The organism is Acidovorax sp. CCYZU-2555, assembly GCF_018413525.1.
Taxonomy (GTDB): Bacteria; Pseudomonadota; Gammaproteobacteria; order Burkholderiales; family Burkholderiaceae_C; genus Comamonas.
The window spans coordinates 42,707-62,601 of record NZ_JAHCDD010000012.1 but is presented as its reverse complement, the minus strand read 5'-3'; the positions used below and the strand labels follow the sequence as shown (position 1 = coordinate 62,601).

At 68.5% G+C, this 19,895-nt stretch carries 19 protein-coding genes; 9 read left to right on the top strand and 10 right to left on the bottom strand.

The genetic code is table 11. From position 1 onward, the window contains the following. Window positions 1–163: 163 nt before the first annotated feature. The 3 genes from KHY18_RS06295 (at window position 164) to KHY18_RS06285 (ending at window position 3,052) form a co-directional block, all read left to right on the top strand. Window positions 164–334, top strand: coding sequence for a hypothetical protein (locus KHY18_RS06295; RefSeq protein WP_213295940.1), 171 nt, complete (start codon window positions 164–166; stop codon window positions 332–334). Between the two features lie 144 nt (window positions 335–478). Beyond that, entirely contained in the window at window positions 479–1,357 is an 879-nt protein-coding gene (locus KHY18_RS06290; RefSeq protein ID WP_213295804.1) for a hypothetical protein, read from the top strand. 90 nt (window positions 1,358–1,447) lie between these two features. Beyond that, the gene (locus tag KHY18_RS06285) at window positions 1,448–3,052 is read left to right on the top strand and encodes an alkaline phosphatase D family protein (protein ID WP_213295795.1); all 1,605 of its coding nucleotides are present in this window, start codon (window positions 1,448–1,450) and stop codon (window positions 3,050–3,052) included. Between the two features lie 65 nt (window positions 3,053–3,117). On the opposite strand, the gene KHY18_RS06280 is transcribed toward KHY18_RS06285, so the two are convergent. Further along, entirely contained in the window at window positions 3,118–3,555 is a 438-nt protein-coding gene (locus KHY18_RS06280; protein ID WP_213295793.1) for an ATP-binding protein, read from the bottom strand. An 85-nt stretch (window positions 3,556–3,640) separates the two neighbouring features. Between KHY18_RS06280 and KHY18_RS06275 the strand changes: the two genes are divergently transcribed. Genes KHY18_RS06275 through KHY18_RS06265 form a run of 3 tightly spaced genes read left to right on the top strand, consistent with a single transcriptional unit; the run spans window position 3,641 to window position 8,377 of the window. Further along, complete coding sequence (locus KHY18_RS06275; protein ID WP_213295785.1) at window positions 3,641–4,384, top strand: PDC sensor domain-containing protein; 744 nt, start codon at window positions 3,641–3,643, stop codon at window positions 4,382–4,384. Continuing rightward, window positions 4,381–6,330 (top strand): hypothetical protein, encoded by a 1,950-nt coding sequence (locus KHY18_RS06270; protein ID WP_213295783.1) that lies wholly within the window; start codon window positions 4,381–4,383, stop codon window positions 6,328–6,330. The genes KHY18_RS06275 and KHY18_RS06270 overlap by 4 nt, the downstream gene beginning before the upstream one ends. Further along, entirely contained in the window at window positions 6,320–8,377 is a 2,058-nt protein-coding gene (locus KHY18_RS06265; protein WP_213295781.1) for a SpoIIE family protein phosphatase, read from the top strand. The genes KHY18_RS06270 and KHY18_RS06265 overlap by 11 nt, the downstream gene beginning before the upstream one ends. Here KHY18_RS06265 and KHY18_RS06260 read toward each other — a convergent pair. Next, the gene (locus KHY18_RS06260) at window positions 8,356–9,045 is read right to left on the bottom strand and encodes a hypothetical protein (RefSeq protein WP_213295778.1); all 690 of its coding nucleotides are present in this window, start codon (window positions 9,043–9,045) and stop codon (window positions 8,356–8,358) included. The two genes, KHY18_RS06265 and KHY18_RS06260, sit on opposite strands and share 22 nt — an antisense overlap. 146 nt (window positions 9,046–9,191) lie before the next feature. Between KHY18_RS06260 and KHY18_RS06255 the strand changes: the two genes are divergently transcribed. Next, window positions 9,192–11,684, top strand: a complete 2,493-nt coding sequence (locus tag KHY18_RS06255; protein WP_213295776.1) for an MFS transporter — start codon at window positions 9,192–9,194, stop codon at window positions 11,682–11,684. Between the two features lie 11 nt (window positions 11,685–11,695). Next, window positions 11,696–12,754: an ABC transporter substrate-binding protein gene (locus KHY18_RS06250; RefSeq protein WP_213295773.1), complete on the top strand. Its 1,059-nt coding sequence runs from the start codon at window positions 11,696–11,698 to the stop codon at window positions 12,752–12,754. Between the two features lie 41 nt (window positions 12,755–12,795). Here KHY18_RS06250 and KHY18_RS06245 read toward each other — a convergent pair whose 3' ends face one another. Genes KHY18_RS06245 through sctD form a run of 3 tightly spaced genes read right to left on the bottom strand, consistent with a single transcriptional unit; the run spans window position 12,796 to window position 14,783 of the window. Continuing rightward, entirely contained in the window at window positions 12,796–13,032 is a 237-nt protein-coding gene (locus tag KHY18_RS06245; RefSeq protein WP_213295770.1) for an EscF/YscF/HrpA family type III secretion system needle major subunit, read from the bottom strand. Window positions 13,033–13,035: 3 nt separating this feature from the next. Then, window positions 13,036–13,335: a hypothetical protein gene (locus KHY18_RS06240; RefSeq protein ID WP_213295769.1), complete on the bottom strand. Its 300-nt coding sequence runs from the start codon at window positions 13,333–13,335 to the stop codon at window positions 13,036–13,038. Next, window positions 13,332–14,783, bottom strand: a complete 1,452-nt coding sequence (gene sctD, locus KHY18_RS06235; protein WP_213295766.1) for a type III secretion system inner membrane ring subunit SctD — start codon at window positions 14,781–14,783, stop codon at window positions 13,332–13,334. Before sctD ends, KHY18_RS06240 begins: the two co-directional genes overlap by 4 nt. Before the next feature lie 143 nt (window positions 14,784–14,926). Here sctD and KHY18_RS06230 point away from each other — a divergent pair, with 143 nt between their 5' ends. Beyond that, window positions 14,927–15,259: an STAS domain-containing protein gene (locus tag KHY18_RS06230; protein WP_213295763.1), complete on the top strand. Its 333-nt coding sequence runs from the start codon at window positions 14,927–14,929 to the stop codon at window positions 15,257–15,259. A gap of 29 nt (window positions 15,260–15,288) precedes the next feature. Here KHY18_RS06230 and sctV read toward each other — a convergent pair whose 3' ends face one another. The 5 genes from sctV to sctW form a co-directional block, all read right to left on the bottom strand. Beyond that, window positions 15,289–17,397 (bottom strand): type III secretion system export apparatus subunit SctV, encoded by a 2,109-nt coding sequence (sctV, locus tag KHY18_RS06225; protein WP_213295760.1) that lies wholly within the window; start codon window positions 17,395–17,397, stop codon window positions 15,289–15,291. Between the two features lie 17 nt (window positions 17,398–17,414). After that, on the bottom strand, window positions 17,415–17,801 hold the full coding sequence (sctY, locus tag KHY18_RS06220) for a type III secretion apparatus assembly chaperone SctY (RefSeq protein ID WP_213295757.1): 387 nt from the start codon (window positions 17,799–17,801) through the stop codon (window positions 17,415–17,417). 2 nt (window positions 17,802–17,803) lie between these two features. Then, window positions 17,804–18,202: a type III secretion apparatus assembly protein SctX gene (gene sctX / locus KHY18_RS06215; protein WP_213295754.1), complete on the bottom strand. Its 399-nt coding sequence runs from the start codon at window positions 18,200–18,202 to the stop codon at window positions 17,804–17,806. A 128-nt stretch (window positions 18,203–18,330) separates the two neighbouring features. Further along, the gene (locus KHY18_RS06210) at window positions 18,331–18,705 is read right to left on the bottom strand and encodes a type III secretion system chaperone family protein (RefSeq protein WP_213295752.1); all 375 of its coding nucleotides are present in this window, start codon (window positions 18,703–18,705) and stop codon (window positions 18,331–18,333) included. A gap of 10 nt (window positions 18,706–18,715) precedes the next feature. Continuing rightward, on the bottom strand, window positions 18,716–19,825 hold the full coding sequence (gene sctW, locus KHY18_RS06205) for a type III secretion system gatekeeper subunit SctW (RefSeq protein WP_213295748.1): 1,110 nt from the start codon (window positions 19,823–19,825) through the stop codon (window positions 18,716–18,718). Between the last annotated feature and the right edge of the window lie 70 nt (window positions 19,826–19,895).

The following is a 19,895-nucleotide window of genomic DNA, read 5'->3' as shown; positions in this document are numbered from 1 at the left end:
GTGAAAAGGGAGGGTCATGTTAACGAATCTGCGGGTAAGCGCGGGTAGCGATGCCACGTGACAGAGCTGTATATAGGTTTTTACATGGATGCGCGCCAGGCCCTCCAGCCACGGGGAAATGCCGGCGATGCGATAATTGCGCCTCCTGATTGCCGCCATTTCCATGCCCATCGCCTTCCCTTCGCCCGCTGACCAGGCCCTGCCTGTGGCGCAGCGCTGCGCGGCTGCGCCCGGGCATACAGGCGTTCCCACGGCCTTCATCAGCCTCTGCGGCTTTACGGCCCTGCTTTCCGCCGCCGTGCGGAAAGCTCAGGCCACGGCACAGGCCGACTGACTTCCCGCACGGCCCCACAGGGGCTTGCGCTGCAAGCTCCTTTGCATGGAGCACGCCAGGACTTTCCAAAACCACCCGGGTTCTTTCCTGGCTGCACGTTGGCGCAGCGCTGCACGCACTGCGCGCCATTGTTTGCGGACCGTCATGGAATTTTCCAAAGATTTTCTCAAAGCCAAGAGCCCCTGCGCCGCAGGGTTTCGCTGGTTCATTCGCCACCAGCACGAGGGCCGCGACTACCAGTTGCTGCTCGACAACCTGGTGCGCGACGGGCGCATCGAAGACGCCTGCTGGCTGCTGTCGCAGTTCGGCCCCACCGATGCCGAGCTGCACCTCGAGCACCTCGAAGCCGAGGCCCTGGTGTTCGCCGGCAGCGTGATCGTGCACGGCGATGTGCGCGTCGCGGGCGTGCTGCGCGTGGGCCGCAGCCTGCAGGCCGGCGCGGGCATACGCGCGGCGCGGCTGGAAGCGGGTGAAGACATTCTGAGCGGCGGCGCGATCTTCTGCGGCGGCGCGCTGCAAGCCGGCGGCACCGTCAAGGCCGCGTGGAGCGTAGAAACCCAGGGCGGCCTGTCCTGCGAGAAGCTGCGCACCGGCTGGGGCCTGGACTGCCAGGGCGATCTGACGCTGACCGGCGAAGGCCAGATCGGCCAGGAGCTGCAGGTCGCAGGCGATATCCGCTGCGCCAAGAGCCTGCGCAGCGGCGGCCCGCTGACGGCCCACGGCAATGTGCATGCCAGCCATGGCATAGACGCGGGCGGCGATGTGCACTGCGGCAAGCATCTGCAGGCCGACTGGGGCATTCGCGCGCGCGGCGCGATCTCCGCGGCCGGCGCGATCAAGGCCGGCGAAACGCTGCAGGCCGAAAGCGACATTTGCGCCGGCCCGGGCTATGGCGTGTACGCGGGCCTGAGCGTGCAGATGGACGCCTGGGAAGACTGCGCGACGGTGCGCGCCGCGCGCAAGCCCCAAGGCCTGGTCAGCGGCCACTGGCAGGCACAGGGCGCGGACCGGGCCGTGGCCTGAGGCGGCGCGAAACGTGTAGCATTTCTCCGGTGCGCACGCGAGCCGGCAGCAATGGGCTGCCATGCCAGCGACTGCCCGGGAGTGCCTTGCATGCTTCGCCGTGAATTTTTCCTTCTGGCGTCCAGCGCCGCCGTCGCCACTTCTCTGCCCCGCTGGAGCTGGTCGCAAACGCTGCGTCAACGCGATCTGTTTGCGCTGGGCGTCGCAAGCGGCTCGCCCACCTCCGACGGCTTTGTGCTCTGGACGCGCCTGCTGGCCGGCCCGGTGCCGGGCACGGTCGCCGCCGACACGCCGCGCACGCCGCTGCCGCCCGCGCTGACCGTGCGCTGGGAAATCGCCGAGGACGAAGCGTTCGGCAAGATCGTGCGCCGCGGAACGGCGCAAGCGCTCGAAGCGCTGGGCCACAGCGTGCATGTCGAAGTCACCGGCCTGCGGCCCGACCGCTGGTACTGGTACCGCTTCATGCACGGCGACGCCGTGACGCAGACCGCGCGCACGCGCACCGCGCCCGACGCCAACGCCATGCCGGACAGGATGCGCTTTGCGTTCGTGTCCTGCCAGCGCTGGGAGCAAGGCCGCTATGCGGGCTACCAGCACATGCTCGACGAAGATCTGGACGCCGTGCTGTTTCTCGGCGACTACATCTACGAGTACGCGATGCCCAAGAAGCCGCCGCACCCGCCGCTGGTGCGCACGCATACGCTCGCGGTCGCCAGAACGCTGCAGGACTACCGCGACCGCTACGCGCTGTACCGCACCGATGTGCAACTGCAGGCCGCGCACCGCGCCTGCCCGTGGATCGTGACCTGGGACGACCATGAAGTGCAGAACGACTATGCGGGCCTCGAAGGCCTGGGGCCGCGCCAGGCGTTCGGCGCCATGCGCGCCCACGGATACCAGGCGTTCTACGAAAACATGCCGCTGCGCGCTTGCAGCCTCAGCCACGGCATCGAAGGCCTGGGCACGGCCGACGGTGTGAGAGTCCACGACCGCCATGCCTGGGGCCGGCTGCTGCGCTTTCACCTGCTCGACACGCGCCAGTACAGCAATGCCCAGCCCTGCCGTGCGCCGGGCGGAAATCCGCCCGATTCGGTCTCGCCCGAACACTGCCCTGAAATGCTGGACCCCGAGCGCTCGATGCTGGGCCTGGCCCAGGAGCGCTGGCTGGCCGACGGCCTGGGCCAGGATGCGAGCGCCCAGACCCGCTGGAGCGTGCTCGCGCAGCAGACCATGTTCTCGCGGCGCAACTACAAGAAGGCGCCCGCGCAAAGCTTCAACGCCAGCACCTGGGATGGCTATCCCGCATGCCGCCAGCGCGTATGCGATGCGATACGCACCAGCGCGGTGCGCAACGCCGTGGTGATAGGCGGCGACATTCACCAGAACTATGTGAGTCGCGTGCTCAGCGATTTCTCCGACCCGGAATCCAAGGTGATAGGCAGCGAGTTCTGCGGCACGTCGTTGACGTCGCACAGCAAGACGGCGCGCACGCGCGCCCAGGAAATCGCCGACAACAACCCGCACATCCTGCTCGCGCGCCCCGACAAGCGCGGCTATGCGGTGGCCGAAGTCACGCCCGATCGCTGGACCACGACCTTGCGCGTTCTCGATGATGTGACGCGGGCAGACAGCGCAGTGGCCACGCTGGCGCGCTTTGTCGTCAACGACCAGGTGCCCGGGCCCGAAATCGCCTGAGCACGCGGCCCGGCACAGGGAGCAGCCGAGGCCGTCCACGCAAATTGCGCGACCCGCGAGACGATTCAGCGCCTGGTGTTACCTACCGATGAGTAGCCCAACGTCACCTCGTTGCAATCGCCCTCGCGCCGATAGGAAAAGCGATCGGCCAGTCTGCGCACAAAATGCACGCCCAAGCCTCCAATGTCCCGTTCCTCCAACGCAATGTCCAGGTCTGGCGCAGGCAGACCGGTGGGATCGAACGCGGGTCCCCGATCGCGAATCACGGCCTGCAGCGCCTGCGGCGGCACGAACTCCACCTCCACCGACACCGGCCCCCCTTGGCCGCCATAGGCATGCATGGCGACATTCGTCAGCAACTCGTCGAGCATCAGCCCGAGCTTGGTCGTCAGCCCCGGGGGCAGATCGGCGGCCTCGGCCCAACCATCCAGGCGCTCGAAGAACGCCGGCAATTCCTGGACCGTGCCATGCAGATCACACCTCAAGGAAACGGGATTCTTCATAAGCGACCGTTGATTGCGGGACTGTTGGGTACGAGGTGCGCAGGGCCAGCCAGACGGCGTTGCGCGGTTGTCTGAATATTGTGACATGAGCCCCCGCACAAACCACAACTCTTCTGGCGGCTTCGCCGGCCCCTGGCTCGAAGTCGGCGGTCTGTGGCTGCTGATCGTGCTCAGCGGCGTGCTGCTGATCGCCGGCCTGCTCGACCATTGGCGCCAGCAGGAGCTGCAGACCATAGAGCGCGCGCAACTCGAACTCACGCTGCGCGAGATCCAGGGCGAACTCGAGGGCGAGCTGTCGCTGGGAACGGAGCTGCAGCACCACCCGCGCATCCAGCGCTTGCTCGAAAGCTATCTGCGCAAGGACCCGCAGCTCTACAGCCTGGACGTGCTGGACCCGGACGGCCGCGCGCTCTTCAGCACCGACCGCGGCACCGTGGGCGAGCCGCTGCCCCCGCTGGCGCGGGCCGCGGCGCTGCAGGGCGCGCAGCGGCACCAGCCCTGGCATGCGTTGATCGAGTCGACACCGCTGATGGGCGTCGATGTGCGCACCCCGTTTGGCGAGACCGCAGGCCATGTGGGCGCCACCTATGCCTCGCGCGCCACCGACTACCTTTCCGAGCCTATGCTGACGCCGGCGCTGCTGTTCAGCTTGCTGGCCACGGCCCTGGCCGGCATCGCGGCGATCTGGCTGGCCACGGCCCCCCAGCGCCGGCTGCGGCAGGCGCTGGCGCGCGGGCGGCTCGCGCAGATCGAGGCCCAGCTCGCGGCCACGGGCCAGCGGCTCGACGACGGCTCGCAACGGCTGGACGCCGTGGAGCGTATCGAATGATGCGCAGACATACCAGACAAAGTGCGCGGGAGTGGACCGCGATACAGCTGGGCTGCGCGGCCGCCGTGCTGCTGGCCCTGGCCGCGGTGTTTCTGTCGCATGTCCATCACCGCCAGATGCAGACGGTGCGCGAGCAGGCGGCGCAAACGCGCGCGCAGCTGATGGCCCAATCCATAGGCCAGCGGCTTGCGCATGCCGCTGCCGCCGGCATTCCCCTGGACCAGCTCGTGGGCGTGCCCGAGTTTCTCGATCGCTGGAACCGTAGCCACCCCGAAGTCACGCGCATCGCGGTGCACGACCTGCAGGATCGACTGCTCTGGATCAGCCATGCGCAGACCGCAGCGCCCGCGCCCGACATCAGCACCGGCAGCGCCGATGTCGCGCCCGCCGGCGTCGCCCAGGCGCGCGTGCACGTGCAGCTGCACAACGGCAGCCTGCAGGGGCTGGACGAGCGCCTGGCGCTGCTCGTTCCCGCGGTGCTGCTGGTCAGCGCGCTGGCCTATCTGGGCGCCCTCTTCGCCTGCGCCCCGGGGCCCTGGCTGCGCAACCATGGCGTGCGCATGATCACGCGCTGGGCGGCGCGTGGCGACTACCGCCGGCTGCTGGTCCTGCCGCAGCGCAAATCATTCGATCTGCGCGTGCAGGAAGTCGCGCATGCGATGCGCCGCGTGCACGAGCGCGTCACGCGCATGCGCCTGCTGATCGGCTCGCTGCGGCGCACCGAACCGCAGCAGCTGCGGCGCGACTACCTCGACCAGGTGCTGCTGCAAATCGAAGGCCAGGACCGCTTCGCCGATGCCGAGCCGGCCGTCGTGCGGCTGGTCGCCGTCCAGGTCCATTCGCTGTGGATGAGCCTTCTGCTGTGCCTTGGCGCCATCGCGCCGCTGACCTATGCGTTGCGCGGGCTCGCGCCCACCGGCGACAGCCCGGGCAGCTGGCAGCAGGCACTGCCGGCCGCATGTCTGAGCCTGCTGGTGCTCGCGGCGGCGGCGGGCTGGACGCTGGCCGCACGGCTGCGCATGGCCACGCTGAGCCTGCTGATCCTGGGCCTGGCCGCGCTGCTGCTGGCGCCGCTGGCGATGCTGCTGGACAACCCGCCCCACCCCGGCTGGATCGCAGCCTGGAACGGCGCTTTCGCGGGCGCCGCGCTGGCCGCCTGCACGCGCGCCCAGACCCATCCCGATGCACACCCCGGATTCGCCCATGCCCAGCCCGGCATGCCCGGCGCCGCGCTGCTCGCCTGGTGGGGCGGCTTGCTGTGGCTAGCGCCCGCGCTCGGCTATTACGCCCATGCGGCACTGCGCCCCGCCTGGGCCGTGCCCGCGCTGCTGCTGCCCATGCTCTGCGGGCTGTTTTTCGCGACGCGCTGGGACGTGGCCCACAGCCCCTGGAGGGTTCGCATGGCAGCTGCGGCGCGCGCGCGCGCCGCGGCATGGCGCTGGGCCGCACTGGGCCTGGCCGCGGGCCTCGTGGCCGGCCCGCTGCTGCCGGGTCTGGTGCTTTCCGGCCCGGCCGCACCGCCGGCCCTGCTGCAGCAATGCGCGCTGGGCATAGGAATGGCGCTGGTCTGGTCGTGGCACGCAGGACCGGGGCCGCGCGGGCGGGCTCCCGCGCTGCGGTCGCCCTGGCGCAGACGCGCGCGCAGGTTGGTCATGCTCGCCTTGCTGGCCGCCGTGGCGCCCCTGCCCTGGCCCGGCGCCATCGAATGGCTGCAGCCGCTGCTGCAGGGAGTGCTGCTGGGGCTGCAGCTCGCAAAGGGCCTGGCCCAGGCCGCGCAGGCGCCGCAGCACGCCACCAGCCTGCGGCTGCTGCTGGGCGCTGCGCTCGGCATCGGGCTGAGCGCCGTCGCCATCGTGCTGGGCCTGCAGGGCTGGCTGCCGCTGCTGGCATTGCTGCTGCTGGCCTTGCCGGCTGCGACCCCGTCGAGAGGCGCCCATGTCGCTTAGATCGCGAATTTTCGGCGCGCTGGCCCTGGGCATTGTCTGCCTGGGTCTGCTGTGTGCGGCGCTGGTCTGGCAGACCCGGGCATATGCCCAGCAGCAACAGGCACGCCTGCTGCTGCAGACCCAGACATACGCCTGGGAGCAATGGCAGGCGCAGCAGATAGCCGCGCTGCAGCGCCTTGCGGCGCAGCTGGGCGAAGCCCCGGCGCAGTCGCTCGCGCCGCGCATGCAGGCCATGGCGAAAGACCACCCCGGCCTGCGCATCGACCTGTTCGATCAGGACGGACAGCGGCTGGACACGACCGCCGTCGGCGGCGATCCCGCGCCCTTGCTCGACCCGTTCGCGGCAACGCCGCCCGCGCGCGGCCTGCACCAGCTGTCGGCGCGCGAGTACAGCTGGGTGCAGCGCACGCGCGCCGGCCGGCATCTGCTGGTGCTGAGCCAGGACGCCGTCGCGGTGTTGCCCGCGCTCGCACAACGCCTCGACGGCGCGTTCCACCTCCTCAACATGCGCGGCAATCCCGTGGCCGGCACGCCGGTGGCGGGCATGCCCGTGGCCGGCACTTCCGCCGACGAACACTTCTTCGCCCAGGTCGTGGTGCCGGTGCGCGACACGCAGGTGCTGACGCTGGCAGCCGACGATCCGCGGCTGGGCGGGCAGGCCGCGCTGCAGCTCGTCAGCCAGCCCTTGACCGGCGCCAGCGGCGGCGTGATCGGCAGCCTGGTCTGGAGCCGGCCGGTGTCCGCCGACGTGCTGCAGGAACGCCTGTTTGCACAGCGCCTGGCGCTGCAGGCGGGCGCGGTGCTGCTACTGGTCATGGGTGGGCTTTTCCTGTTTCTGCGCCACGCGCTCGACCCGCTGGCGCGCAGCGTGCAGGTACTCGAATCACTGGCCCAGGGACAGACCGATGTCGCGCTGTATGCGGGAGAAGAGGATGCGCAGGACGAGTCGGGCAGCGTCGCGCGCAGCGTGCTGCAGATCCGCACCGAACTGCTGAGCCTGGAAACGCTGCGCCAGGAACGCGTGCGCACGCGGCGCCAGCAGGAACGCCTGATCCGCGACCAGCTGCGCAGCCTCGCCGAAAGCCTGGACCCGGCATCGCGCGAGGAAATCCTGCTGGCCCTGGGCACGCAGGGCGGCGTCGCCGCGTCGGCCCCGACCGAGGCACCCAACGGGCTCGCCGACCTGGCCAGCATTCTTGGCCGGATGTCGGGCCTGGTCAGCACCCAGCAGAGCCGGCTGCTCAAACTGCTGCGCGAAGTACAGGCCTCGGTCCAGACCCAGGCGATGCTGGCCAGCCTGCAACAGGAGCTCGAGATCGCGCGCGAAATGCAGCTGTCGATTCTGCCGCGCCAGACACCGAACCGGCCCGAGATCGAGATCGCCGCGACGATGATCGCGGCCAAGGAAATCGGCGGCGACTTCTACGACTACTTCGCGATCGACGACGACCACCTGGCGATCGTGATCGCCGACGTGTCGGGCAAGGGCGTTCCCGCGGCCTTCTTCATGGCCATATCGCGCACCCTGCTCAAGAGCAACGGGCTGTTCCTGCGCACGCCGGGAGCGACCATCGCGGCGCTCAACGACCAGCTGTGCACCGAGAACGACCAGATGATGTTCGTCACGGTGTTCTATGCGGTGCTGCAGCTGTCCAGCGGCCAGCTGACTTACGTGAATGCGGGCCACAACCCGCCCATCCTGCTGCAGCAGGGAACGGCGCAGTTCTTCCCCAAGGGCCGGAACATGGGACTGGCCGTGCTCGAAGACCAGCGCTACCACGAAGGCACGCTGCAGCTGTCGGCCGGCGACAGCCTGCTGCTCTATACCGACGGCGTCACCGAGGCCACCGATGCGCACAGCGCGCTGTTCGGTGATCCGCGGCTGCTGCAGGTGGTGCAAGCGTTCAAGGCCCTGCCCGACCGGCGCGGCGAGGCACGCCAGCTGACCGAGCACATCGTCACGGAAGTGCGGCGCTTCGAGGCCGGGGCCGCCCAGGCCGACGACATCACTGTCGTGACGCTCACTTACAAGGGCTGCGCGCCATGAGACGCAGCCACCGCATCGGGCAGCCGGCGTGCGTAGCGCAGCAGGCGCTGCGTCCCGTCGACGACTTCGCCCACGCCCACATAGCCGCCGGCCGCCGCGGCGCAAAGCTGCTCGAAGTCGTCGCCCGCAATCAATCGCGTGTCGTGCAGATCCCAGCGCGCGCGCCCGAGCAGGTCGATCTGCAGCACCTGGCGGCGCAGCCCGTCGATCACGCCGGTCCATTCGATCCACATGCCGTGCGCCAGCAGGTTGTGCCGGCTTGGCGCGTTGTGCAGCGACACCACGGCCAGGCACAGCGGCCGGTCGTAGGCCTGGGCGACCGCGCAGCGCAGCCGCAGCAGCAAGGCCTGCAGCTGGTTTCCGCGCCAGGGAACGCGCACCATGCAGCTCGCCATATGCGCCACGCTCGCCTGCAGGCCCGCAGGCATGCCGACGACGGCGCCAAGATGGCCGTACTCGCCCACGGTGGGCATGCCCAGCATCGCGTAGGCCACGAGTTCCTCGCCGAGAAACACGCCAATGCCTTCACCGCGGGGCAGCGAATTCTGCGCAAAGAAGTCGGCTTCATCGGCCTCGCGCACATACATGTCGGGGTGTGCCAGCCCCGCGAGCACTTCATCGCGCAGCTGCTTCCAGGCCACGAAATCCGCGGGCGTCAGTGCCCGCAAAGTGGCGTCGGGCAACTGCGGCAGAACACCCGGAGCGGGACATGTTGGCGGCGGGCTCTTGAGCAATCGGCAACTCCAGCGAAGGTGGCACAGACCCGCGACGCCAGCGGCCGAAGGTGCTTCCACTATAGAACAGGGCGCAGCGCATGACGAGCCTTTTACGCACGCTTCAACGCGAAGCCCTGCTGTTTTCCACGCTCTGCGCCATCGTGCTGTTCGGCCTGTCGCTGGTGCTGATCACCTGGCGCGTGCAGCAGTTGCTGACCGATCTGTCGCAGCAGCGTCTGCTGCGCCTGAGCCAGCAGATCAGCCTGGAGGCCGAACGCGGCATGCGCTTCGGCGTGGCCCTGACCGAGCAGTCTGTCTGGCTCGATCGTCTGCAGCAACTTGGCGCGCAGGAGCCGCAGCTGCTCGCGCTGCGGCTGCAAGCCGCCGACGGCACGGTGATCGCACAGGCCGGCGACCCGCGGCACGCGGGCGCGATTGCCGCGCCCTGGCAGCGCCAGCTCGCGGCCGCGGCGCCGCCGCAGCCGTCGCTGGTGAGGAACGAAAACGCCAGGCTGTATATCGGCCGGGCGCTGGCCGATGCAAGCGGGCAGACCGGCGCCAATCTCTGGTTCATCATCGACCTGCGCCCCACACAGGCCCAGGCCCGCGCCGCCGCGCTGCACATCCTGGGCCAGGTCGCACCGCTGCTGCTGCTCACGCTGGCCCTGGTCTGGGCGGCGTTGTGGCGCCAGGGCCTGCAGTGGCAAGGCGCGCCGCGCACGCGCGCCACGGCCTGGCTCACGCTGGGCGCGGCGCTGGTCTGCGTGGCGACGCCGCTGGCCATGGTCTGGAGTGCGCGCGAGACGGCGCGCCCGCTGGTCGCGCAGCAGATCGCCGAGAACGCCGATGCGATGGCGCACACGCTGGGCCGGCAGATCACGCGCGCGCTCGACTACGGCATTCCGCTGGCACAGCTGCAGGGCGTGCGCGCGCTGTTCGACGATGCGCTGCAGCGCGCGCCCGAACTCGGCTATCTCGCCTTGCAGGCCAGCCCCACCGAAGATCTGCACTCCACCGTTCAGCGCGGCCGCGGCGAAGCGCTCGACGCGCCGGCGGCCCAGGACCTGCGCTGGTCTGCGGCCACGCCCCAGGGCGCACGCGTGGTCGTCGGCTACCCCACCGATTACGTGGACCGCCAGCTCGCCGGCATGCTGCTTGATCTGGCGCTGGCCCTGGTGGTGTCCGCGGTGCTGCTGCTCGAGTGCGCGCGCGGACGCTGGCAGCGCTCGACGCTGGCCACGCTCGCGGCACAGCACTTCGCGCGGCGCAGCGCTGTCCCGCGTGGCGCATTCGCGCGCTGGACCGGGCGGCGCCAGCGCCTCACGCCCGTAGCCAGCGCCGCGCAGCCTGGGCCCGAAACCACGGCGCAGATGACGCGGCTGCGCCTGGTCATTTTTCTGATAGCGCTGTCGGAAGAACTGCTGCGCCCGTTCTTCACGGTGTTTGCCATCGACATGCCGCCGCTGGGCCTGCAGTTGAGTCCGACCATGGTCGCTGGCCTGCCCGTCGCGGCGTTCATGGCCACGCTGGCGCTGGCCCAGCCCGCGGGCCCGGCGCTGGCCGGTCGCATCGATCTGCGCTGGGGCCTGGTGCTGGCGGCGCTGGCCGGCAGCCTGGCGCTGGCGGCCACGGGCGCGGCCGAGTCGGCGCTGGCGCTGGTGGTCTTGCGCGCCTTCGCGGGCATGGCCTACGGCCTGGCGCTGATCCTGGCGCAGACGGCGCTGGTGCGCATCACGCCGGCCGCACAGCGCGCGCGCGGCATGACGCAGATCGCGGGCGCCATCGTCGCCGCGGGCATTGTCGGCCCGCCGTTCGGCGGCATGATCGCCGCCCAGGCCGGGCCCGCGACCGGGTTTGCCGCCTGCGCGCTGTGCATGCTGCTGGCCGCGGTCGCGAGCCAGCGCCTGGCCGTCGTGCCGCGCTCTCCCGCGCGCGGCTCGGCCACGGGCGGCTGGCGCGGCTATGCGGCCGTGGTGCGCAACCCGCGCGCGCTGGCGGTGATTTTCGGTGCGGCCCTGCCTGCCCGCCTGGTCGCGGTGACGCTGCTGGCCGTGGTCGTGCCGCTGCAGATGAACGCGCTGCAACAGCCCGCGGCCATGACCGGGCGCGCGCTGCTGCTGTACTTCCTGGTGTTCGCGGCCAGCGCTTCCTGGTGCGCGCGCTGGTCCGATGCGAGCGGCAGGCGCGCGCCGTTTCTGATCGCCGGCGGGCTGATCAGCGCGCTCGCCTGCTGGGCCCTGCCCGGCCTGGGCGGCGTGCCCGGCATGGCCATGGGCTGCGCGCTGCTGGGCCTGGGACAGGCGCTGCAATCATCGCCTCAGCTGGCGCTGGTCACGGAACTCTTCGAGCCACGCGCCGGCAGTGCGCAGCACGCCACGCCCGAACAGGCGCTGGCCGCGTTTCGCCTGCTGGAGCGGCTGGGCAGCATCGCCGCGCCTTTCGCCACGGCCTGGGCGGTCGCGGCCTTTGGCTACACCGGGGCGATGTGGGCCATCGGCCTGTTTCTCGCCGCCGCCACGCTGGGCATGCTGCCCGCGCTGCGCAGCGCCACGCCCGCCGTTTCCTTTCCTCCCCTGCCCGGATCGCCATGAAACCCAACGCATTGCTTTCTCGTCTTCTGCGGCCCCTGTCATGCCCCGTGCTGTGCCTGGGCCTGGCCGTGGCGCCCGCGGCCCGCGCGAACGAGGCTGCGCAGTCCGCCGCCGTAGCCGCCCGGCCCTTCACCATCGTGATGGTGTTGCCGCGTGCGGCGCAAAGCACCGAAGCCGGCTTTCGCAACTACCTGGAGCGCGAAAATGTCGCGGCGCGCTACGTTGAAGTGCGCTTCAGCGGCAACAAGCTCGATGAAGACGCGCTGCGCCAGCAGGTCGCGGCATTGCGCCCCGACCTGATCTATGCCTGGGGTACGCCCACGTCCCTGGCGCTCGCCGGACGCCACGACCAGAGCAATGCGGCCAACCCATTGCGCAACACGCCCATCGTGTTCACCGAAGTCACCGACCCGGTCAACGCCGGGCTGATCAAGAACCTGCAGCAGCCCGAACGCAACGTCACCGGCGTGAGCCATGTCGCGCCGCTCGACATCCAGTTCAACGCCATTCAGGCCTATAGGCCGTTTCGCAAGATCGGCTACCTGCACAACCCGGCCGAGCCGAACTCGCTGACCATCCTGCGCAACCTGCAGGCGCAGGCCCAGCGCCTGGGGCTGCAGGTGATCGATGCCAGTCTCGGGCTGAACGCCGACCAGACGCCCGACCCCGCACAGATCGGGCCGCTGGTGGCCGACATCGCCGCGCGTGGCGCCGACCTGCTCTATATCGGCCCCATCACGTTCCTCGCCTTCACCCACCGCGAAGCGATCACCCAGGCCGCGCTGCGCCAGCAGTTGCCTACGTTCTGCACCACGGAGAGCATCGTGCGGCGCTCGGGCTGCCTGTTCGGCCTGTTCTCCAACGACACCAATGTCGGCCGATTCGCGGGGTCGATGGCGCGCCAGATCCTGCTCGAGAAAAAGCCCGTCAGCGCGATCGCCGCATCGACGCTGCAGCGCTTTTCGCTGCTGGTGAACATTCCCACCGCACAGACGCTGCAGCTCTATCCGCCGATGCTGCTGCTCAACGTGGCGGAAGTGATTCCCGCACCGCCAGCGTCGCCGCGATGAGCTGGCCACGAAGCGCCCGCACCGGGGCGCCTCGGTTCGGCCTACAGCTTGTTGGTGATTTCCTTCAAGGTATCGCCCAGCAGCTTGACCAGCGTGGATTGCAGCTGCGACATCATGGTCCAGCGCTGAAGTTCGAACTGCATTCCCAGCATCTTGCCTTGGTCGGGATTGTCGCCAAGCTCGCTGATGGCGGTCTTCAGCGAGGCCTCGAGTTTGGAGCTGGTCTGGCCAACCGTGCTGGCGATCGAGTCGTAAGTCACGCCGGAGATGGTGCTCATGGTCTATTTCCTTTCTTGTCCCAGGTGGGATAAATGGCTGCCTGCGGGAGGCGGGGTGGGAGAAAAATGCGCGAGCGCTTCCTGCGCGGCAAGGCTCGCGTCCAGCAGCGCCGCCAGTTCGCGGTAACGGTCAGGCGCGGCCCCGGCCGACATGCCGGCGCGCGCGCGCCGCTCCAGGTCGGCCAGCAGGGACTGTGTCTCTTCGCGCGCCTGCGCGGCATCTGCGCCATGCAGGCGCTCTTCGAGCGCGCTCAGGGGACCGGGGTCGGACGCCGTCACGGCGTCGGGCAACAGCAATTTCATCGGCTCACTTCCACTCGTTTCGGACCATCGAACACCAGGTGATCGGGCGCAATCGCCGCCAGCCGCCAGCCGCCACGCGCGCCGCCGGGCTGCAGCTTGGCGCCATCGGCCAGCACCACATAGGGTGCGGCGCCGCCGACCACGCTGCGAATGCCAAACGGCAGTCTGGCTTCGGCCAGGCTCATCCGCCGCGCGGCTGCGGGCTCCTGAAGAACATATGTCTGCAGCAGAAAAGGCACGCCGCTCAACGGCGTCTGCGCCGTGGCCAGCAGGCGCTCGAGCTGCGCGCGCTGGGCCGGGTTCACGCCCACGGCCAACACCAGTTGTTCGCCATCCCAACGCGCTTCGGTGGCACGCAGGCCTTGCGCGCCCAGCCAGCGCAAGACTTCCGGCCCTTGCAGCGATGCCACGCGCAGGCCATCGATGATCTCTATGCCTTCGGGCGCGCGCGCGCGCAGCTGGGCCAGCGTCTGTTGCTGCATTTCGGGGGTGATCACCAAGCCGCGCACCTGCACCTTGCCCGCACCCATGGGCGCGAACCGCAGGCTCAGGCCCAGGCCAGACCCCACATCCGTCAGCCCATCGAAGACTTCCTGGGCGGTGCGCACCGCGAGCCGGGGCAACGGGCGCAGGTTGGAAAGGGCTTGCGCCAGACGGTCGAACTGCTCGGCGTTCTCGACCCAGCCGCTGACCGTGACGCCGCCCTGGGCGTTGGGCGCCACCGCCATGCGCAGCGCCGGGTCGGCCAGCGCAATCGCCAAAGTCACTTCCTTGACGGCCTTTTCCTGTGCCTGCGGCGAGAACGTGATTGCGCTGACCGGGTCGGGTTGTGCCGATGACGGCGCCTGGCGCCACACGGCCCAGCCCACGCCCAGCAGCACCAGCGACAGCACCCCGACCGCGGCCAGCGGGCGCAGGCGCCGCAGCGCTGCGGCGCTGCGCGCCGATGGCACTGGCACGGCCGCCGCAGCAGCCCGCGGCGGCATCTCGTCGACTGGCAGGGAATCTGCCTGCCCCTCGCCCTCATCCTCTTGCGCCTGCGCAGCTTGTGGCATCGGCACAGGTGCCGGCGCAGCGATGGTGGTCCATTCCAGATGCGCGGCGCACACCGTGGCATGCACTTGTCCGAGCAGCGCGACGGCGCCCAGCGCCAAGCCGCGCGGCTTGGGCGCAGCGGCCTCATCTTCCTGCGCCGACGCCAGCTCCTGCGCCGAAAGCGCGAACCAGCAGCCATCGCGCCACCACACCTGCAAGGGCGCGTCGGCCTCCAGCCCGCAGTCGCTGAGCAGCACGTCGCAATCGCCCTCGCTGCCGACGCGCAGCAGCTCGCCAGCGGCCAGTGCCAGGCTTGCGCCCTGATGGCAGCCCGACAGGATGCGCAGCTCGATGTCGAGCAGCGCGGTATCGGAAATAGGGGCCGCGACAAGGTGGGGATCGTGGTGTCTCATGCGCACACCTCGCGCGCGCCATCGGCGTGCGAACAATATCGGTTTACACCGCGCAATGGGCTACCCAACCCGGTGCGCACTACATACAATCGATTGGCGTATTGAGTCAGAAATTCATCACCCTCATCGAATTGGTTAAGCGCATGAACATCGAGACCGAGCACCGTGACGACATCCTCATCCTGCGTCCCCTGGGACGTCTGGACAGCAGCAATTCTCCCGAACTCGAACAGTTGCTTTCCGAGCACCTCGATGCCGGCTGCCAGCGCCTGGTGCTCGACTTTTCGGGGCTCAGCTACATCAGCTCCGCAGGCCTGCGCGTCGTGCTGCTGGCCGGCAAGAAGCTGCGTGCGAGCAAGGGCAAGATCGTGCTGACTTCGCTGCAAGACATGGTGCGCGATGTGTTCGACATGAGCGGCTTTCTCACGCTGTTCGCCGTGGCCGACACCCTCGATGAAGGAGTCGCCAAGGTCTGAGCCGGCAGCGCGCGACGCGGGGGCGGTCTTCACAGGTCCACCCTCGCCAGCGGCTGAATGTTGATCTCCTGCGTGAGCTCCTGATACGACAGCACGGGCAGCTCATACAGGTCCTGCTCGATCATCTTGCGCATGTAGCGGCGAATATCCATCGAGGTCAGCAGCACGGGCCGCTGCTGGCTCGCACCGATGTCGCCGACGGTCTTCTTGATGTTCTCCACCAGCGCCTTGCTCACCGCCGGATCGAGCGCCAGATAGCTGCCTGCCGATGTCTGCCGGATCGCGCCGCGCACCGTGTCCTCGACCGACGGCGCCAGCAGATAGGCCGGCAGCACATTGTTCCCGCTGGAGTACTTGTTGCTGATGTGGCGCTTGAGCGTGGAGCGCACATATTCGGTCAGCAGCACCGAGTCCTTTTCCTTTTGCCCCCACTCGATCAGCGACTCGAGAATGGCGCGCAGATTGCGCACCGAGATGTCTTCCGACACCAGGCGCTGCAGGATTTCGGCGATCTTCTGTATCGGCAGCACGCGCGTCGATTCCTTGACCAGATCAGGGAAGCGCCCCTCCATCGCGCTGAGCAGAAAACGCGTCTCCTGAATGCCGATGAAGTCGGCCGAATACTTCTTGAGCACGAAGGCCAGATGGTAGGTCAGCACCTTGCTGGTATCCATGTAGCTGATGTTGGCGCGCGTCAGCGTGTCACGCAGCGTCTCGCTGACCCACAGCGTGGGAATGTGGGGCAGGAAGGCGCGATCGCTTTCATAGCTGATCTGCAGCGCATTCAGATTGGCTTCGGTCTCGCGCACCAGTAGATAGCCGGGGCGCAGACGCCCCTGCGACACCGGCACTTCCGACAACATCAGGTTGTAGCTTTCGGCCGGCAGCGCCTCGTTGAAACGCAGCTGTATGCCCGGAAACGGCACGCCGAGATCGAAGTACAGCGCCCGCCGGATCTTCAGCAACTCCTCGTTGAGCACTTCGGCATCGAAGCTGCTCTTGAGCGCTGCGGCCACATCCATCAACAACGGCACCGTGGGCGCGAACTCGTCGCTGCCGTCGTTCTTGGGCTTGGGGTTCTTGTCGCCCGCGGCCTGCATGGCCGGCACTTCGGTCACTTCACCGGTCTTCGCATCGACCACGCGGCGCGTGCCGCGCATGATCACGAGACCGATGCCGCCTATCACCACCGCGAGCACCAGGAACACCGTCAGCGGCATGCCCGGAATCAGCCCCATGGCCAGCGCCACGCCGGCTGCGATCACGAGCGCGCGCGGCTGGGCCAGCACCTGGGCGCCGATGTCCTTGCCGACGTTCGACGGCCCGTCGCCGGTCTGCACGCGCGTGACGATCATGCCCGCGCAGATGGCGATGAACAGCGCCGGAATCTGCGCGATCAGACCGTCGCCTATGGTCAGCACCGAATAGGTCTTGGCCGCATCGGCGGCCGTCATGCCGCGCTGCATGGTGCCGATCACGATGCCGCCGAGCAGGTTGACGGCCACGATGATCAGGCCCGCAATGGCATCGCCCTTGACGAACTTCATCGCACCATCCATCGCACCGTACAGCTGACTTTCCTTTTCGACGATGCCGCGGCGGCGCTTGGCCTCGTCCATGTCGATGGTGCCGGCGCGCATGTCGCCGTCGATCGACATCTGCTTGCCCGGCATGGCATCGAGCGAGAAGCGCGCCGCCACTTCGGCGACGCGCTCGGCGCCCTTGGTGATCACCACGAACTGCACGATGGTCAGGATCAGGAACACCACCAGGCCGACGACCAGATTGCCGCCGACGACGAAGTTGCCGAAAGTGTCGATGATGTGGCCGGCATCGCCCTGCAGCAGGATCAGTCGCGTGGTGGCGATCGAGATGCCCAGGCGAAACAGCGTGGTCACCAGCAGCACCGACGGAAACGACGAGAAGGCCAGCGGCGACGGCAGATACATCGCGACCATCAGCAAGATCGCCGAGATCGTCATGTTGATGCCGATCAGCGCATCCACGAGCCAGGTCGGCAGCGGCAGGATCATCATGAAGATGACCGCGACCAGGAAGAATGCCAGGATCAGGTCATTGCGGCTGGTGGCCAGCTGGACCACGCGCTGCAAACGGGCGAAAGCAACAGACTGCGACATGTTTGTAGATCCGGAAATCAGGCGGAGGGCAAGGGCGTCGCAGGAGACGATGGCGATGGAGATAGCAGCAAGGCCACATAGGCGCGCATCGCACCCGCGGCTTCGGCATGGCGCTCGAGCGCATGCAAGGCCTGGGCCCTGATCAGATGGAACTCGGCGCTCATCGCGCCAAGAATCGCCAGCCGTTCCAGCGTCTCCAAGGCCTTGCCGGGCTTGGCCGAGCGCACCCGCGCCAGCGCCAGCGTCAGCAGTGCGCGCGGCTCGTCCGGCACCAGCAGATCGCGCGCGCTCAGCAGTACCGCGGCCTTGTCGGGCAGTCCGTGCTGCAGATAGATGTACGCCAGCAGATCCATGAATTCCAGGCCATGGCCGGGCTGCGCGGAGTCGGGGGTGTCCACAGCCATCATCAACCTTGGTAAAGCGCGCTGCGGTACATCTGCACCAGATCACGCAGGTTGGACTCTTCGCTGAGCAGGCGCACGGCCCGGTTCAGGACCCGCGACTGATCCGTCGCCTCGCCCCCCTGCGCCGCGTCGCGCAGCTGCGTGAGCGCATTGCCCAGGGCCTCGTTGAAGCGCCCCGGCAGCAGCAAGTCGCGGTGCTTGAGTTCGGGGCGCAGCGCCTGATCCAGCCGGCTGTCCATCGAGGACGTCTGCAGCAACAGATCGAGCTGGGCCCGCGTACCGATGTCGGGCGGCGGTGCATCGCCGCGTTCGGGCATGGTCGACGCCGCTTCCTGGCGCGCATAGGTGATGGTGTCTATGCCCCGATCGAAGATCAGGTTGTTGAGGCGAATGTCTGACATGGGCATGTCCTTTGGGTGGCGCGATTTCCGGCGTGGGCAAGGAGGCGTCAGGGACGCTTCAGGCTCTGTATGGGTAACCACAGACCCGCGCCGGTTCCCTACCCAACGGAAGTCTCGCCGCCCCTGGATCAGCGGTTTTCCCGCACCTGCGCCAGCCACGACTGCAGGTAGGTTCCCAGGCGATGGACCTCGCGCGCGCTGAACCGGTCCAGCGGCAGGCGCGTGCCCACCACCAGCCATTCGCCCTGGGCCGTGGTGCGCACGCCGACCTGCACCGGGTCATCGGCCGTCTCGGTTCGCCCGGCCAGGCGCATCCCCAAGAAAGCCAGCTCCGCGGCGCCGCGGTCCACGGGTTCGGCGTAGTGCAGCACCACCTCCTCGCCCTGCGTTGATGCACCCAGCAGCGCGCCGGAGGCCAGCCGCAACTGCACATGCCCTTGCGCGCTGGGCTCCAGGGCCGTCAAGCCGATGTCCTGGCCGAACTCGGCCAATACCTGCTCCATTTGTCCCATATCAATAGCCCTCCTCTTCCCGATCGATCGCTGCATCCAGCGCGTCCTGCGCGGCACCGAACACAGACTGCCGCTGCTCACTGTCGATAAACACCTGCACGGGCATCTCGCGCAGCAGCGCTTTGACGGCCGTCAGGAAATGGATCTGTGCCTCGGGCGTACGCGCACCGCTGTTCTCGCTGAGGCTGGTGAAGCGCTGCGCCGACACCCATTTCTCGGCACTCACATCGACCAGGCCGCGCATCAGCACGACAGGCTCCATGTTGGTGATGCCGTGCTTTTCGGCCAGCTGCGCGCGCAAATCCTTGCAACCTTCCAGCACCGTGGTCGTCACTCCGAGGTGATACAGGTCCTGCACCAGGCTGTGCAGACGCGCGGGCTCGCACGACGGCCGCGCCGCCGCCAGGTCCTGGCCCAGGGCCTGCGTCAGACGCTGCAAGCCGACGGAAAAATCCTTGTCGCCAAAGCGTTCCAGCGCCATCTTGAGCGTCGCCGCGAGCGAGGATTCGCCCAGCACCACGTCACGGTAAGTCGCCTGGAACTGGGCAATGTCGACGCGGCTGGCGCCCGGCTGTGCGGCCGTGGCGATGCTGTTGATATCAGCGCGGATTGCCGGCCCATGGGCCATTTCCAGGTCTTGCAGCGACTCGCGCAACGCCTCGAGCACATCGCTGGCGACACCTTCGCGCTCGCCCTGATGCAGCGCGTACTGCATGGCCATGAACTGCTGCGTCGGCTCCTGGAATGCCTCGCGCGCGTGCCGCGCGGGATCGCCCTGACCCGACAACATGCGCTTGGCCAGATGCACCAGCTGCTCCGGATCCTCAAAGGCCTGGGCCGCGTCCAGGTAGTCCGACACGGCCTCGGCGGTCATGATTTCCAGCGACCTGACCGCTTCCTTCTTGCGCTCGGAAGAATGCTTGCTCTCCGCCTTCTCGGAATGGTGCATGCCCAGTTCCTCGGCGGCATCGGACAGCATGGAATCGACTTCGTCCACCTGGACCTGCTGGCCCGCGAACTGGCCCACCGCCGACTGGCTCGCGCCACCGGAGCGGCCTTGCAATGCGCTGCTGTCAAACGAAGGCGTGTTGAACGTGTCGATTCTGGACATGGAAATAGGCAAGTGGAGGGCCGGCACGCGTGTGCATGTCCTCGTCTGTAACGCCTGGCTATCCAAGGTT